The following is a 13,046-nucleotide window of genomic DNA, read 5'->3' as shown; positions in this document are numbered from 1 at the left end:
CCATGGAGGCAAGGCATCTGGGCCGCACCGGCCTGCGCGTATCCCGACTCGGCCTCGGCACCCTCACCTGGGCCCGGGACACCGGGGAGCGGGACGCCGCGGATCAGCTCAAGACGTTCTGGGAGGCGGGAGGCTCACTCGTCGACACGGCGGACGTCTACGCGGACGGCGGCGCCGAGTACCTCCTGGGCAGACTCGTGGAGGGCCTGGTGCCGCGCCGCGACCTCGTCATCGCCACCAAGGCGGGCAGCGTCCCCGATCCCGACCGACGGTTCGACTGCTCACGCGGCCACTTGCTCGCCGCTCTCGACGCCTCCCTGGAACGGCTGCGCACCGACTACGTCGACCTGTGGCAGGTGCACGCCTTCGACCCGGACACACCGCTCGAAGAGACGCTGCAGGCACTGGACATCGCGGTCAGCAGCGGGCGCGCACGCTACGTGGGCGTCTCGAACTTCAGCGGCTGGCAGCTCGCGAAGGCCGCCACCTGGCAGCTCGCCGCCCCCGGAACCCGCACGACGCTGGCCAGCACGCAGATGGAGTACTCCCTGCTCCAGCGCGGCGTCGAACGTGAACTCCTCCCCGCCGCCGCGGACTTGGGCCTGGGGCTGCTGCCCTCCTCCCCGCTGGGCCGCGGGGTGCTGACGGGCAAGTACCGCGGTGCCGACCCGCCGCCCGGGTCCCGCGGCGCCTCGGAGCAACTGGCGGCGTTCGTCGCCCCGTATCTCGACGAGACCGCCGACCGCATCGTCGACGCCGTCTCCACGGCTGCCGACGGCCTGGCGGTCTCCCCTCTGCAGGTCGCGCTCGCCTGGGTGCGGGACCGCCCCGGGGTCACGGCGCCGATCGTCGGCGCGCGTACGTCGCAGCAGCTCACGGAGGTCTTGTCAGTGGAAGGGCTTAGCCTTCCCGACGAGATCTGCCGAGCGCTCGACGACGTGTCGGCGCCGGTGCACCGCTACCCCGACCAGGACTGGAGCGAGCTGTGACGGACGCCAAGACAGGGGACGCCAAGACAGCCGAACTCCTCGCGGCCGTAAGGGCGGTGGAGAGCGGCGAGCGCTCCGCCGCGTCCTTCTTCGCCGAACCCGCGCCGCAGGCCGCGCCGGGGCCTCGCGCACCCCGCCCGGCACCGGGCCCCTCCCCCGCCGGAGGCCCCGGCGCGGCCGGGCGCGCGAGCGGTCCGGTGACCGTGCCGGAGGAGCTGCGTGCGGTGCTCGCGGAAGGCGGGGCGCCGGAGGAGCTGGCGGCACCCGCCGCCGAGGCTCTGGGCGAGTCGGCGGCGGAGCTCCTGCGCGCCGACCCGTGGCAGCTGCTGGCGACACCGGGCGTCCGTCCGGAGCAGGCGGACGGATTCGCCCGCACACTGCTGGGCGGCGAGTGCGGCCCGGGGGACGAGCGCCGTGCCCAGGCGCTCGTCGTGTGGCTGCTGGAGCGTGCCGCACTCGCGGGGCACACGGCGCTGGAGCCGGCGGCACTCGCCAAGGGCCTCTCTCAGCACGGGGTTCCCGAGCCGGACGAGGCGGTCCGCACCGCGGTCGACTCGGGCGCCGTCCTCGTCTTCGAGGACTCGCTCGACGCCATGCCCGGCGGCGGCCGCACCGCCCCCGCGGAGGCCGCCGGGGCGGACGGAGAGCCTGGGGACGAGGTCGCGGAGCGCCCCGTCGAACTGCTGCTCGGGCTCGACCGCTACGCCCTCGCGGAGGAGAGCCTCGCGGACGGTCTGGCCCGGGTGATCGGGGCCCACCAGCAGGCACCGGGCGACGCGGGCGGCGGCGAGCCCGCCGGTGACGGACCTCGCGGTGACGGGCCCTCCGGGGTCCGGCCCGGCAGTCCGGAGGCTTGGGAGGTCGCCGCGGCCTCCGCTCCCTCCCCCTCTGCCGCCGAACTGATCCGCGCGGTCGCCGGGCACGGGCTGACGGTGCACACCGGCGGCGACGCCGCGCGTGCCGAGCCCGCCGCGCTCCTGGCCACCGCCGTGCGCGCGGGGCTGCGGGCGTACGCGGCGGCGCACAGCCACGACGGGCGGGCCCGTCTGGCACGGCTCGTGGCCACTTGCGAGGGCCCGGACGGCGGAGACGGCGGCCCGGACGGAGAGGTCTCCGGCGCGGGGGACGCGGAGTCCTGCGTCGTCACCGTCGCCGGACTCCTCGAAGGCCGCGAGGGCCCCGCGAGGGACGAGGACGGAGCATGGTCACTCGATCTGCTGATCGTCTGCGACGCTCCCCAACTGGACGCCGAGACGGCGGCCGCGCTCGTGGAGTCCCTGCCCGACGGGGCGCGCCTCGTGCTCAGCGGCGATCCGCATGTACTCGGTTCCGCGGGCCCGGGCCAGGTCTTCGCGGACGTGCTGTCCTCCGGCGCGTGCCCCCGCGTGGCCTCCCGCACGCCGGATCCAGGCCCCGTCGGCGAGCTCGTCTCGGGCATCGGGATCGGAGAGCTGACCCAGGTCGAGGCCCCGGGGAAGGAGGTCGTGATCGTCCCGGTGCGGGACGCCCCCGAGGCAGTCCACCGCACTGTCCAGCTCGTCGCCGACTCGGTTCCCCGCGCTCTTGGCGTCCCCGCGGGCGACACGCAGGTCATCACTCCCGGGCACGGCGGCGCGGCCGGCACCAGGGCGCTGAACGCCGCCCTGAAGGAACGGCTGCATCCGGGCCCGGGGCGTTTCGGCGGCTTCGACCCGGGTGACCGGGTGGTCCACACCCCCGCTCCCGGTCGGACGGCGCCCGCGACCGTCGTCTCCGGCGACGACGAGGGGCTGCGCCTGGAGTACACGGGCACCGGTGAGAGCGTCCTCGTGGCGCGCGAGCGGGTTGCGGGCACCGTCCGCCACGGCTGGGCGGTCACGGCCCACCAGGCGGTCGGGATGCGCTGGCCCGCGGCGGTGGTGGTGCTGCCGGGTGACGCCACGGGAGCGCTCACGCGCGAGTGGGTCTACACGGCCTTCGGCCGGGGTGAACGGCACCTCTCCGTGGTCCACGGCGCCGAGGACGCTCTGCCGCGGGCGGTCGCCTCGGTCACGGCCCCCGACCGGACGACACGGCTGCGGAAGCTGCTCAAGCAGTCCGCACAGCAGGCGGCTGCCGCAGCGGCGTCCTCGGAGACGCCGGTGCGGGAGAGCGACGGGGGCGCAGGGCCGGGCGCCTGAAGGGCCCCAAGGCCCGCACACCAGCGGCTCCCTGCCGCGGGAGCCGGCCCGCCATCCGGCCGGCTCCCGCGGCCCCGGTCGCTGATACGAAGGGCCGCTCCGGGGCCGTCGGACGTCGCTTCCCGCCGCGTGTCAGTCCTCGTCGAACGCCTCGAAGTCCGTCTCGTCGAAGACGGAGCTGACGTCGAAGCGGCAGATGACACGCTCGGGGTCCGCCTGGTCGAACGGCGCGCTGAGCCACTCCCCCGGCTCGCTCGGTTCGTCGGCCGCCGAGACCCACAGCGTCGAGTCGCCCTCGTCCAGGCCGAACTCCTTGTGCCGCGTGGCGATCTCGTCCGCCTCGTACTCCCCGAAGAGCACACCGAGCGCCGCGTGGACGCTGCTGCCCGCGGAGGAACCCGCCGTCTCGTCGTCGGCCGAGTCGGGATCGAGATCGGTGACGCGCTGCGCCTGGGCGAGCAGCCGGTGCGGCTCCACGACGGTGTAGTCCCGGCGGATCAGCACCGTCAGGGCGCTGGGCACCTCGGGGCCGGTGTAGGCCGGCATCGAGTCTCCGCCCGGGATCTCGAACGGAGTGACTTCGTCGTACTTCTCGTACAGCAGCTCGTCGTAGGCCTCACCGGCAGCGGCGAGATCGTCGAAGGCCGCGTAGACGGCGGTGTCGAGGGCGCCTTCCTCACCGCCGTCCGTGGCACCTTCCGCGCGTCGCTCGACCGCCTCCAGATGCCGGTCGAGCGCGGCTTTCACTGCATCGGCGGCGGCACGTACGTCGGCAGCGGTGGGCTGCGCAGCATCAGACATAGTGCAGACGCTATCCGCATCCGTCCTCTGCCCGCACAATAGATGGGATGCCGGAATACGAATTTCGTGACGTGTACGTTCCTCGCGGGGTCTCCCGCAAGGCGGCGACCAGACTGCTGACCGAGCATGCCGAGTACGGGCACTGGGAGTTGGCCCGTACGCGGCTCTACCCCGACGGCAGCCGCAGGGTGCGGCTGCGCCGCCGGATCATCCGCCAGCTCCGCGCCACCTGGTGAGCGCAGGAGCGGACAAGAGAACAAGCAGCGGAGCGGGCACCACCCGTGGGGTGCCCGCTCCGCCTTGTCCGGACGTTCGGGATCAGCGCCGGGACGCGACCCGGGCCCGCCGGTAGAGGACGAATCCGCCGATCAGCAGACCCGCGCTCGCCGACGCGGCGATGCCGAGGTTGTCCGACCCCGTCTCCGCCAGCTCTCCGACCGGCTCCGACTGCGCACGGACGTCCGTCTCGGCGTCCGGCGTGATGCCGCCCTCGTCGCCGGGCTCGTCGGGCGTACCCGGCTCATCCGGCGTACCCGGCTCGTCGGGCGTACCCGGCTCGTCCGGGGTGCCCGGCTCATCCGGGTCCCCGGGGACGTCCGGGATCTCCGGCGGGTCCACGGGGACCTCACCCGAGCCGCCGCCGCAGTCCCCGGCACCGTTGCCGCTGCCGAGAGCGCTGACGGTGTTGCCGCAGACGTTGACCGGCACGCTGACCGGGGCCTGCACGTTGTTGCCGGAGGCGACGCCGGTACGGCTGCCGGAGGTGCTCACCTGCCCGGAGCCGCTGTCACCCGCGCCGGCGCAGCTGCCGGCCGCCGAGTTGAGGGCGCCGAGAACGGTGATCGTGTTGCCGCACACGTTCACGGGGACGTCGATGGGGGCCTGCACGTTGTTGCCGGAGCCGATCCCCGAGCCGGAGGCCACCTGGCCGCCGTCCGCGTAAGCCGTACCGCCCGAGAACGCGGCGAGCACTCCGCCCGCCGCGGCCACGGTGATCAGGCCTTTCCTTGTGACCTGTCGCATGTCTTTCTTCCCTGCCTTGCTTTCTGCCAGTGGGTGTTCGAGGACGCTCAACGGGGGCGGCTTCTCAGTACGCCGCCGGAAAAAGCCTTCATGCCGGAGGTGCTCACACACTCCGGCGCTGCGGCTTCGTTCTCCCGCGTCGAGGAATCGGTTCAGACGCAGGCCGACCGATTCATGTCTCCGAGCACCGAGATCGTGTTGCCACACAGTTCGATCGGGACGTCCACGGGGACCTGCACGTTGTTGCCGCTGGCCACACCGCCGCCCCCGCTCGCGACCTGGGCGCCGTCCGCTACGGCCACACCTGCTCCGGCGAGCATCAGGCCCCCGGCGGCAGCCGCGACTGCGGCGACCTTCTTGATCATGATTCCTCCTCGTTGGCATCGCGGTTCAAGCCGCGAACCGCATCACTTGTAACGAGGACGGAGTAACGCGGGTACGAGTGGACGCAGCCATTCACTCTTTCCGGTCACTTACGCACAGCCGCACGAATACTCCGCGGAAAGGCGGAACGGCACGCCCCACACGGGGCGTGCCGTTCAACTTCCTTATCGGCGGGCGTATTTCAGCACTGGTCCAGGAATCGGTCCAGCACGCGCACACCGAACTTCAGTCCGTCCACGGGCACCCGCTCGTCAACACCGTGGAACATTCCCGCGAAGTCGAGCTCCGGCGGCAGCTTCAGGGGAGCGAACCCGAAGCAGCGGATTCCGAGGTCGTCGAAGGACTTGGCGTCCGTGCCGCCGGAGAGCATGTACGGCACGGCACGCGCGGCGGGGTCCTCGGCCTTGAGGGACGTCTGCATCGCATCGACGAGGGCACCGTCGAAGCTCGTCTCCAGGGCCTTGTCCGCGTGCACGTCCTCACGCCGCACCCGTGGCCCGAGGACACGGTCGAGGTCGGCGAGGAACTCCTCCTCGTGCCCGGGCAGGAACCGTCCGTCGACGTGCGCGGTGGCCTGGCCGGGGATCACGTTGACCTTGTAACCGGCGCCGAGCTGCGTGGGCGCCGCCGTGTTCTGCAGCGTCGCGCCGATGATCTTCGCGATTCCGCCGAGCTTCGCGAGAGTCTCCTCCATGTCCTCGGGGTCGAGCTCTGTCCCGAGCGCGTCGGAGAGTTCGTCGAGGAAGGACCGCACTGTCTTCGTCACGCGCACCGGGAACTTGTGGCGGCCCAGCCGGCCGACCGCCTCGCAGAGCTCGGTGATGGCGTTGTCGTTGTTCGTCATCGAACCGTGGCCCGCGGTGCCGTCCACGGTCAGACGCATCCAGTGCATGCCCTTCTGGGCGGTCTCCACCAAGTAGAGCCGCAGGTTCTCGTTCACGGTGAACGAGAAGCCCCCGACCTCGCCGATCGCCTCGGTCACGCCCTCGAAGAGGTCGCGGTGGTTGTCGACGAGGTGCCGGGCCCCGTGGATGCCGCCGGCCTCCTCGTCCGCGAGGAAGGCGAGCACCACGTCGCGAGGCGGACGGCGTCCGCTGCGCAGCCGGTCGCGCACGACCGCGAGCGTCATCGCGTCCATGTCCTTCATGTCGACGGCGCCGCGGCCCCAGACGCAGCCGTCGGCGATCTCGCCGGAGAAGGGGTGGTGCGTCCAGTCGTCCGCGTTGGCGGGCACGACATCGGTGTGGCCGTGGATCAGCAGGGCGGGGCGGGAGGAGTCCTCACCGGCGATACGCGCGACCGTCGAGGCGCGGCCCGGACTGGACTCGAAGATCTCCGGCTCCAGGCCCACCTCGGCAAGCTTCTCGGCCACGTACTCGGCGGCGGCACGCTCGCCCGGGCCCTCGTTTCCGCCGTAGTTGCTGGTGTCGATCCTGATGAGATCGCGGCAGAGGTCGACGACCTCGCTCTCCGCGTTCCCACCGCCACCGGTCGGGGAAGGGCTCGACTGGTTCACACTGCCTCCTCGTAGCACGGGTCCGCTTCCCATACTCCCGCTTCCCGGGCGGGGTCCCAAGGGGCACGAGAGCACCGTGATCGGCGGGCTCCGATCGGGTGTTAAAGTTGTGGTCGCCGCACGCCGAGCGGGCGGCGCACCTTGTCGGGGTGGCGGAATGGCAGACGCGCTAGCTTGAGGTGCTAGTGCCCTTTACAGGGCGTGGGGGTTCAAGTCCCCCTCCCGACACATCCATTACGCCCACGGTGCTGGCCGAGGTTCGGCCGGCACCGTTTGCGTTTCATGGTCGCAGGCGAAGCCCTGGAATCCCCCAGCCTCCCGGCGGCGCCCCGGGGGGTAGGGCACCGCCGGGAGGGAACACAGCCGCTCGGGAGAGGGAGGGCTCCGCGAGCGGCTTGACCCGGTCAGTCCAGAATCAGCTCAGGCGTATGCAGCTCCAGCCAGGTGTGCAGGTCGAGCACGCGCTCCAGCCCTGCTCTGACGGCGATCGACATACGTGCCGGGTCCTGAGACACCACGTCCTGCGCCCAGGCCCGGTCGACCAGCGCGAAAACCTGCGCGTCCGGTTCCCCTACGACCTCCTTGACCTGTCGCTGCAGGTTCGCCGCGTAGTTGGGGTTCTGCGGTGACGGGTAGGGGCTCTTCACGCGCTCCACCACCGACTGCGGCATCACATGGGCCGTGGCCTGCCGAAGCAGGCTCTTTTCGCGGCCGTCGAACGTCTTCATCGCCCAGGGGGTGTTGTAGACGTACTCGACGAGCTCGTGATTGCAGAAGGGCACCCGCACTTCGAGCCCGACCGCCATCGACAGGCGGTCCTTGCGGTCGAGGAGCGTACGCACGAAGCGCGTCAGATGCAGATGGCACATGGTGCGCATGAGCCGGTCCCGCTCGGACTCCCCGTCGAGGTACTCGACCTCAGCGAGCGCCGCCGCGTACTGGTCGGCGGTGTAGGTCTCCACATCGAGCAGCTTGCGCAGCCCCGGCTCGATGTGATCGGTCCGGGCCGCCAGGCTCATCGGGGGGATGACCGTCATCCACGGGAAAGTGCCGGCACGCAGGGCCGCTTCGCTGTGGAACCAGGGGTATCCGCCGAACACCTCGTCGGCCGACTCCCCGGACAGGGCTACCGTCGACTGTTCCCTGATCGCCTTGAAGAGCAGGTACAGCGAGTTGTCGAGGTCTCCGAACCCGTTCGGTATGTCGCGGGCGCCGACGGCCGCGCGGCGCACCGCGGGATCCGAGATGTCCGCGGGGTTGAGCACCACGTTCTGATGCGCGGACCGCACGTGCGCGGCGACGTCACGGACAAAAGGCGAGTCGGGGGTGTCGCGCATCTCGTCCGGGACGAAGTTCTCCTCCTGGCCGGCGAAATCCACGGAGAACGTGCGCACTTGCTCGCCCCGCAGACCGAGGCGCTCGGCCGCGAGACCGGTGATCGCACTGGAGTCGAGGCCGCCCGAGAGCAGAACGCCCTGCGGCACATCCGAGATCAACTGCCGGTCGACGATGCCCGTGAGCATCTCCCGGACCCTCGCCACGGTGTCGTCCTGGCTTTCGGCGTGCTCTGTCGCGCGCAGGCGCCAGTAGGTACGCTCCCGCAGCCCTTGCCGGTCCACGGTGATCAGCGTGCCGGGCACCATCTCGCGCATGCCCTTCCACAGCGCCCAGCCCGGGGTCTTGGTCTGCGCGAACAGCTCCCGCAGCCCGTCCGTGTCGACCGCCTTGGGCACCGACGGGTTCGCCAGGATCGCCTTCGGCTCGGAGCCGAAGAGCACACCGTCGCGCGTCGGGTAGTAGAAGAGCGGTTTGATGCCCATGCGGTCGCGCACGAGCAGCAGCTTCTCGTCGCGCTCGTCCCAGATCGCGAAGGCGTACATGCCGTCGAGGTGGTCGACGAGGCTCTCGCCCCACTCCAGATAGCAGCGGAGCACCACTTCGGTGTCGCTGTCCGTGCGGAAGACGTGTCCGCGCGCCTTGAGGCGCTCCCGCAGCTCCTGGAAGTTGTAGACCTCGCCGGAGTACACCAGAGCGACCTCGCCGGCCGGGGTGTTGGCGCTCATCGGCTGCGTCCCGCCGGGCAGATCGATGATGGAGAGGCGCCTGTGTCCGAGGCCGGCGTGCGTACGCACATACACACCGCGGTCGTCCGGTCCCCGGCAGGCCATCGTCCCGGTCATGGAGTCCAGCGCGTGACTGCAGCGCGTCAGATCGCTGTCGAAGGACACCCATCCTGCAATGCCGCACATCTCACGACCTCATTTCTTTTCCAGAGCCAGCAAAATACTCAATACCCATCGGCGGACTTCTCGCAGAACGGACTGCCGGATTCATCGGACTGAAGAATGCACGAAAGAGCAGAAACGCAGACGCATGGAACTGCACGAATCGAGTCAGGCTAGCAATCGATTCACGGGCACTACAATGTTTCTTTCACCTTCCCTCCCGTGAATTCTGCACGGGAGGGAAGGTTCAGCAGGCGGGACGCAGGCGCAGCTCCCGGTCGGCGGCGAGTGCGAGGAGGTCGGCGTCGTGGCTGATGAGGACGACCACCGCACCGCCCTCGGCGACCTCGCGCATGGTGCGCGTCATCGACCGCAGGTGGCGGCGGTCCACGCCAGAACTCGGCTCGTCGAAGATGACGACCCGGCGCCCACTCAGCCGGGCGGCGGCCACGACCAGGCGCTGCTGCTGCCCGCCGGAGAGCGCCAGGGGATGCCGGTCCCCGAGGCCGTCCAGCCCCAGGTCGTCGAGGACGGTGGCGGCGCGCTCGGCCTGTTCGGGGACGGCTCCCAGACGCAGTTCGGTCCTGACGCTGTCCGTGAACAACTGCCGCTGCACATCCTGCATGACGATCGCGGTCTCCCGCTGCCTGCGCGAGCGGTACACCGGGCGGCCGCCGAGGAGGACCCGGCCCGCATGGCGCTGCAGCCCGGCGAGGACGCGGGCCAGGGTCGTCTTGCCCACGCCGTTGGGACCGGTGACCGCGGTGATGGCGCCGCTGGGCAGATGTGCCTCCGCGATGTCGAGGACGGTGCGCCCGCGCATTACGCAGCGAATGCCGCGCAGAGCCACGCCGGAAGCGTCCGCTGAGGGTGTGACTGCTGCTGCGCCTGCCACCTTCCCGCCGGCGCCGCCCACCCCCTCTTCCGCCGGCCGGTCTTCTCCCGGTGCCACGCTCGGGCCGTGCGCGGAAATCGGCGGCGCCCCGGTTCTCTCGGGTGCGTTCAGGCTGCGCAGACCCTCCCGGCGCAGAATTTCGTCGGTCAGTCCCGGGAATTCGGCGCTGGTCCATTCCTTTTCCGCGCGGCCGCCGTGGAGGACCACGATGCGGTCGGCGACGGTGCGCAGATAGTGCAGGCGGTGTTCGGCGATGACGAGGGTCGCGCCCAGTTCCTTGAGATGTCGCAGGATCCCAGTGAGGTCCGCGATGCCCTGCGGCGACAAGTTGGCGGTGGGCTCGTCGAGCAGCACCAGCGGCGGCTCATGGGTGATGGCCGCGGCGCAGGCCACCCGCTGCTGCTGGCCACCCGACAACTCCCGCAGCCTGCCGGAGAGTTCAGCGAGGCCGAAGTCGGCGACGACCTCGCCGACCCGGTCGCGGATCCGCTGCGACGGCGTACCGAAGTTCTCCAGGGCGAAGGCCAGTTCGGTATCGACGGCGTCGGTGAAGAACTGGCGGCGCGGGTGCTGGAGAACCGTGCCGGTCACCCGTCCGACCTGTGCGAGCTCTGTGACGGGCTCCCCTACTACGCGGACCTCTCCGTCCAGCTTCCCGTCGTGGAAGTGCGGGATGAGGCCGTTCATCAGCCGCAGCGCCGAGCTCTTGCCGGAGCCGCTCGGGCCGCAGAGGACCACGGTCTCGCCGCGGCGGACATGCAGGTCGAGACCGTCGAGGGCGGTGGTTTCGCTGCCCTGGTAGCTCCAGCGGACGTCTTTCAGGAGGATCACCGCGCCGACCTCCAGAGCACCGTCGCCACCGCGAGCAGTATCACCACCGACAGGGCCACTGCGTCGGCGACGCCGAACCGCGGCGGATGCATCGACGTCGGCCGCGTCTGCGAGCCGAGACCGCGCAGCAGCGCCGAGGCCGAGAGGTCCTCAGCCGCCCGCAGGCTCGACGCCATCAGCGGCACCGTGAAGTACTCGATGCTCCGCACGGGATGCCGCAGCATCGCGACCACGCCACCGAGTCCGCGCAGCCGCATGGCGTCGCGCACGGCCTGCGCTTCGGCGACGATCGTGGGCACGAAACGCAGCATCACCGCGCCCGACACCGTGAACACCGAGGGGATCCGCGCCGCCCGAAGCGCCGCGGTGAGCCTGGGCGGCGAGATGGTGTTGACCAGGTGCGCGGCGATGCCCCCGACTGCGACGAGGCGCAGTGTGAACCCGGCCATGACCGCGAACAGGCCGACCACCGGCGACCGGACGGCCAGCGGCAGCAGGTAGGTCACGGCGGCGGCCAAGCCAGCGGCCAGCGGCAGTCCGAGGGCGCGTCGGTACGCTCCCTCGGACAGCGCGAGCAGCAGGCCGACCGTCAGCGCCGCGGGAACGAACCACACGCCGCCGGGCGCCATGATGGTGATGCTCGCGGCCAGCAGGATCGTCACCGCGGTGCGCGGGTCGAGCGTCCGCCGCGCGAGGGGCCCCGGCGGGACGGAGGCCCTCGCCGGCAGCACGGACGTGCCCGGCCGCGGATCGACGCTCGTCACACCAGGCCGGCCTTCCGGAAGTGCTTGTCGAGGAGCCGCAGCCCGAGCGCACCGCCGAGCAGGCCGAACACCAGCGTGGAAAGGTCGAATCCGATCAGCACGGCCGGGGAGAGCAGCGAGTCCAGCTGGGAGACGTACTCCGGTCCCATCTCTTTCATGTACGGGCTGGACAGGAAGTCCGCACGTGCGTAGAGCATCGGCAGCATCAGCCCGGCGAACCATGTGCTGAACACGGCATAGGCGACGACGCTCAGCTTCCGCGACCGGTACTGGCCGACGTACAGCACGGCCTCGGCGGCCAGCGCCGCCACGACCCCTACGAGAAGGGTGACGGGAGGGCTGCCGATGAGGAGCATGAACCCGGTGACGATGACGGCGAACACGGTGACCATGCCGCCGTGCCGGACCTTGCAGAGAAACAGCATGAACGGCACGCCCGCCGCGACGATGCTGATCGCGCTGGACACCAGCGTCATCACCGGATTGATGAATTCGAGCAGGTTGAACACGCCCACCGTCACGATGTAGAGGGCGGCGAAGATTCCGATGTTGATGACGTCCTTCGGACTCATCCGCACATCGATGCGGTGTTCCATGGTCTCGGCGGTCACGATTCACTACCCTCGTGTCGACTTGTCGGTTGTATGGACTGCCTGTTCAAGGAGCAGACGGCCACGGCACCGGCGACGCGTCCGAGGCGGTGCGCGCCTGCGCCGTGAGGAGTTCGACGACCGGGGCGCGCTGCTCCTCCAGGTAGAAGTGGCCGCCCTCGAAGACGCGCTGCCGGCAGACGCCGTCGGTGACTTCGCGCCACCCCTCGGCCTCCCAGGAGCGGACCTCGGGATCCCGGTCGCCGTACAGGACCGTGACCGGCGTGCGCAGGCGCTCGCCGGGGGACGGCCGGTAGGTCTCGCTCAGCCGGTAGTCGCCCCTGATGATGGGCAGGAACGCCTGGACGAGCGTGGGGTTGTCGAGGAGGTCGCGGTGCGTCGCCTCGGTGCGGCGCAGTTCCTCGACCAGCTCGTCGTCGCTGCTGAGGTGGACACGGCCGGGACGAGTCAGCTGCGGGGCGGGGTGCCCCGAGACGACCAGCCCTGCAGGGGACTCACCTGCCGCCGTGAGCCGGCGGGCCACCTCGTAGGCGACGAGAGCACCCATGCTGTGCCCGAACAGAACGGTGGGAACCGGCTGCGGGCGGGTCGGCAGGTCAGCCGCCAACTCGGCGGCCATGCCCTGGATGTCCTTCGGAACTGGTTCTCCGTAGCGCTCCTCCCGGCCCGGGTACTGGACCGTGAGGAACTCGACGTCCCAGGGTGCGGCGCCGGCCCACGGCCTGTAGTAGCTGGCGCTGCCGCCACCGTGGGGGAAGAGCAGAACCCGGGCTCGGGCGTACGGCCGTGGGGCAAGGGGGCGCACGGCCCCGCCGCGGGGGCCGTGCGGCGCGGGATCGGCAGACATC

At 71.0% G+C, this 13,046-nt stretch carries 12 protein-coding genes and 1 tRNA gene; 4 read left to right on the top strand and 9 right to left on the bottom strand.

All coding sequences use genetic code 11. The annotated features are described in order from the left end of the window. Window positions 1–2: 2 nt before the first annotated feature. Together H181DRAFT_RS17635 and H181DRAFT_RS17630 are read left to right on the top strand one after the other, a co-directional pair. A complete protein-coding gene (locus H181DRAFT_RS17635) occupies window positions 3–989 on the top strand; it encodes an aldo/keto reductase (protein ID WP_045865484.1) in 987 nt (328 codons plus the stop codon). Beyond that, window positions 986–3,148 carry a helix-hairpin-helix domain-containing protein gene (locus H181DRAFT_RS17630; protein WP_045865483.1) on the top strand — a complete coding sequence of 721 codons (2,163 nt, stop codon included), beginning with the start codon at window positions 986–988 and terminating at the stop codon, window positions 3,146–3,148. The genes H181DRAFT_RS17635 and H181DRAFT_RS17630 overlap by 4 nt, the downstream gene beginning before the upstream one ends. 132 nt (window positions 3,149–3,280) lie before the next feature. Here the strand turns inward: H181DRAFT_RS17630 and H181DRAFT_RS17625 are convergent, their stop codons facing one another. Then, window positions 3,281–3,949 (bottom strand): hypothetical protein, encoded by a 669-nt coding sequence (locus H181DRAFT_RS17625; RefSeq protein ID WP_045865482.1) that lies wholly within the window; start codon window positions 3,947–3,949, stop codon window positions 3,281–3,283. Between the two features lie 47 nt (window positions 3,950–3,996). Here H181DRAFT_RS17625 and H181DRAFT_RS17620 point away from each other — a divergent pair, with 47 nt between their 5' ends. Next, complete coding sequence (locus H181DRAFT_RS17620) at window positions 3,997–4,185, top strand: DUF5703 family protein (protein ID WP_045865481.1); 189 nt, start codon at window positions 3,997–3,999, stop codon at window positions 4,183–4,185. 82 nt (window positions 4,186–4,267) lie between these two features. Here the strand turns inward: H181DRAFT_RS17620 and H181DRAFT_RS17615 are convergent, their stop codons facing one another. From H181DRAFT_RS17615 to H181DRAFT_RS17605, 3 genes are all read right to left on the bottom strand, one after another. After that, the gene (locus tag H181DRAFT_RS17615; RefSeq protein ID WP_045865480.1) at window positions 4,268–4,972 is read right to left on the bottom strand and encodes a chaplin; all 705 of its coding nucleotides are present in this window, start codon (window positions 4,970–4,972) and stop codon (window positions 4,268–4,270) included. A 152-nt stretch (window positions 4,973–5,124) separates the two neighbouring features. Then, window positions 5,125–5,337: a chaplin family protein gene (locus H181DRAFT_RS17610; protein ID WP_045865479.1), complete on the bottom strand. Its 213-nt coding sequence runs from the start codon at window positions 5,335–5,337 to the stop codon at window positions 5,125–5,127. Window positions 5,338–5,537: 200 nt separating this feature from the next. Continuing rightward, entirely contained in the window at window positions 5,538–6,872 is a 1,335-nt protein-coding gene (locus H181DRAFT_RS17605; RefSeq protein WP_045865478.1) for a M20/M25/M40 family metallo-hydrolase, read from the bottom strand. 143 nt (window positions 6,873–7,015) lie between these two features. On the opposite strand from H181DRAFT_RS17605, the gene H181DRAFT_RS17600 reads away from it, so the two are divergent. Beyond that, window positions 7,016–7,100, top strand: a tRNA-Leu gene (locus H181DRAFT_RS17600). 176 nt (window positions 7,101–7,276) lie between these two features. On the opposite strand, the gene asnB is transcribed toward H181DRAFT_RS17600, so the two are convergent. The 5 genes from asnB to H181DRAFT_RS17575 all read right to left on the bottom strand — a co-directional run bounded on the left by asnB (window position 7,277) and on the right by H181DRAFT_RS17575 (window position 13,045). Next, window positions 7,277–9,121: an asparagine synthase (glutamine-hydrolyzing) gene (gene asnB, locus H181DRAFT_RS17595; protein WP_045865477.1), complete on the bottom strand. Its 1,845-nt coding sequence runs from the start codon at window positions 9,119–9,121 to the stop codon at window positions 7,277–7,279. 223 nt (window positions 9,122–9,344) lie between these two features. Beyond that, a complete protein-coding gene (locus H181DRAFT_RS17590; protein ID WP_045865476.1) occupies window positions 9,345–10,823 on the bottom strand; it encodes an ABC transporter ATP-binding protein in 1,479 nt (492 codons plus the stop codon). After that, window positions 10,820–11,587, bottom strand: a complete 768-nt coding sequence (locus tag H181DRAFT_RS17585; RefSeq protein WP_199810833.1) for an energy-coupling factor transporter transmembrane component T family protein — start codon at window positions 11,585–11,587, stop codon at window positions 10,820–10,822. The genes H181DRAFT_RS17590 and H181DRAFT_RS17585 overlap by 4 nt, the downstream gene beginning before the upstream one ends. Next, the gene (locus H181DRAFT_RS17580; protein WP_199810832.1) at window positions 11,584–12,198 is read right to left on the bottom strand and encodes an MptD family putative ECF transporter S component; all 615 of its coding nucleotides are present in this window, start codon (window positions 12,196–12,198) and stop codon (window positions 11,584–11,586) included. Before H181DRAFT_RS17580 ends, H181DRAFT_RS17585 begins: the two co-directional genes overlap by 4 nt. Before the next feature lie 46 nt (window positions 12,199–12,244). Then, a complete protein-coding gene (locus H181DRAFT_RS17575; RefSeq protein WP_045865475.1) occupies window positions 12,245–13,045 on the bottom strand; it encodes a thioesterase II family protein in 801 nt (266 codons plus the stop codon). Between the last annotated feature and the right edge of the window lies 1 nt (window position 13,046).

This window comes from Streptomyces sp. WMMB 714, from assembly GCF_900090125.1.
Taxonomy (GTDB): domain Bacteria; phylum Actinomycetota; class Actinomycetes; order Streptomycetales; family Streptomycetaceae; genus Streptomyces; species Streptomyces daqingensis.
Note: the sequence above shows the minus strand (reverse complement) of the source record. Positions and strands in the feature narration are given on the sequence as shown.

Coding starts and splice junctions, on each gene's coding strand:
- H181DRAFT_RS17575 (WP_045865475.1), bottom strand. CDS start 13,045: ATGTCTGCCGATCCCGCGCCGCACGGCCCCCGCGGCGGGGCCGTGCGC.
- H181DRAFT_RS17615 (WP_045865480.1), bottom strand. CDS start 4,972: ATGCGACAGGTCACAAGGAAAGGCCTGATCACCGTGGCCGCGGCGGGC.
- H181DRAFT_RS17635 (WP_045865484.1), top strand. CDS start 3: ATGGAGGCAAGGCATCTGGGCCGCACCGGCCTGCGCGTATCCCGACTC.
- asnB (WP_045865477.1), bottom strand. CDS start 9,121: ATGTGCGGCATTGCAGGATGGGTGTCCTTCGACAGCGATCTGACGCGC.
- H181DRAFT_RS17610 (WP_045865479.1), bottom strand. CDS start 5,337: ATGATCAAGAAGGTCGCCGCAGTCGCGGCTGCCGCCGGGGGCCTGATG.
- H181DRAFT_RS17620 (WP_045865481.1), top strand. CDS start 3,997: ATGCCGGAATACGAATTTCGTGACGTGTACGTTCCTCGCGGGGTCTCC.
- H181DRAFT_RS17625 (WP_045865482.1), bottom strand. CDS start 3,949: ATGTCTGATGCTGCGCAGCCCACCGCTGCCGACGTACGTGCCGCCGCC.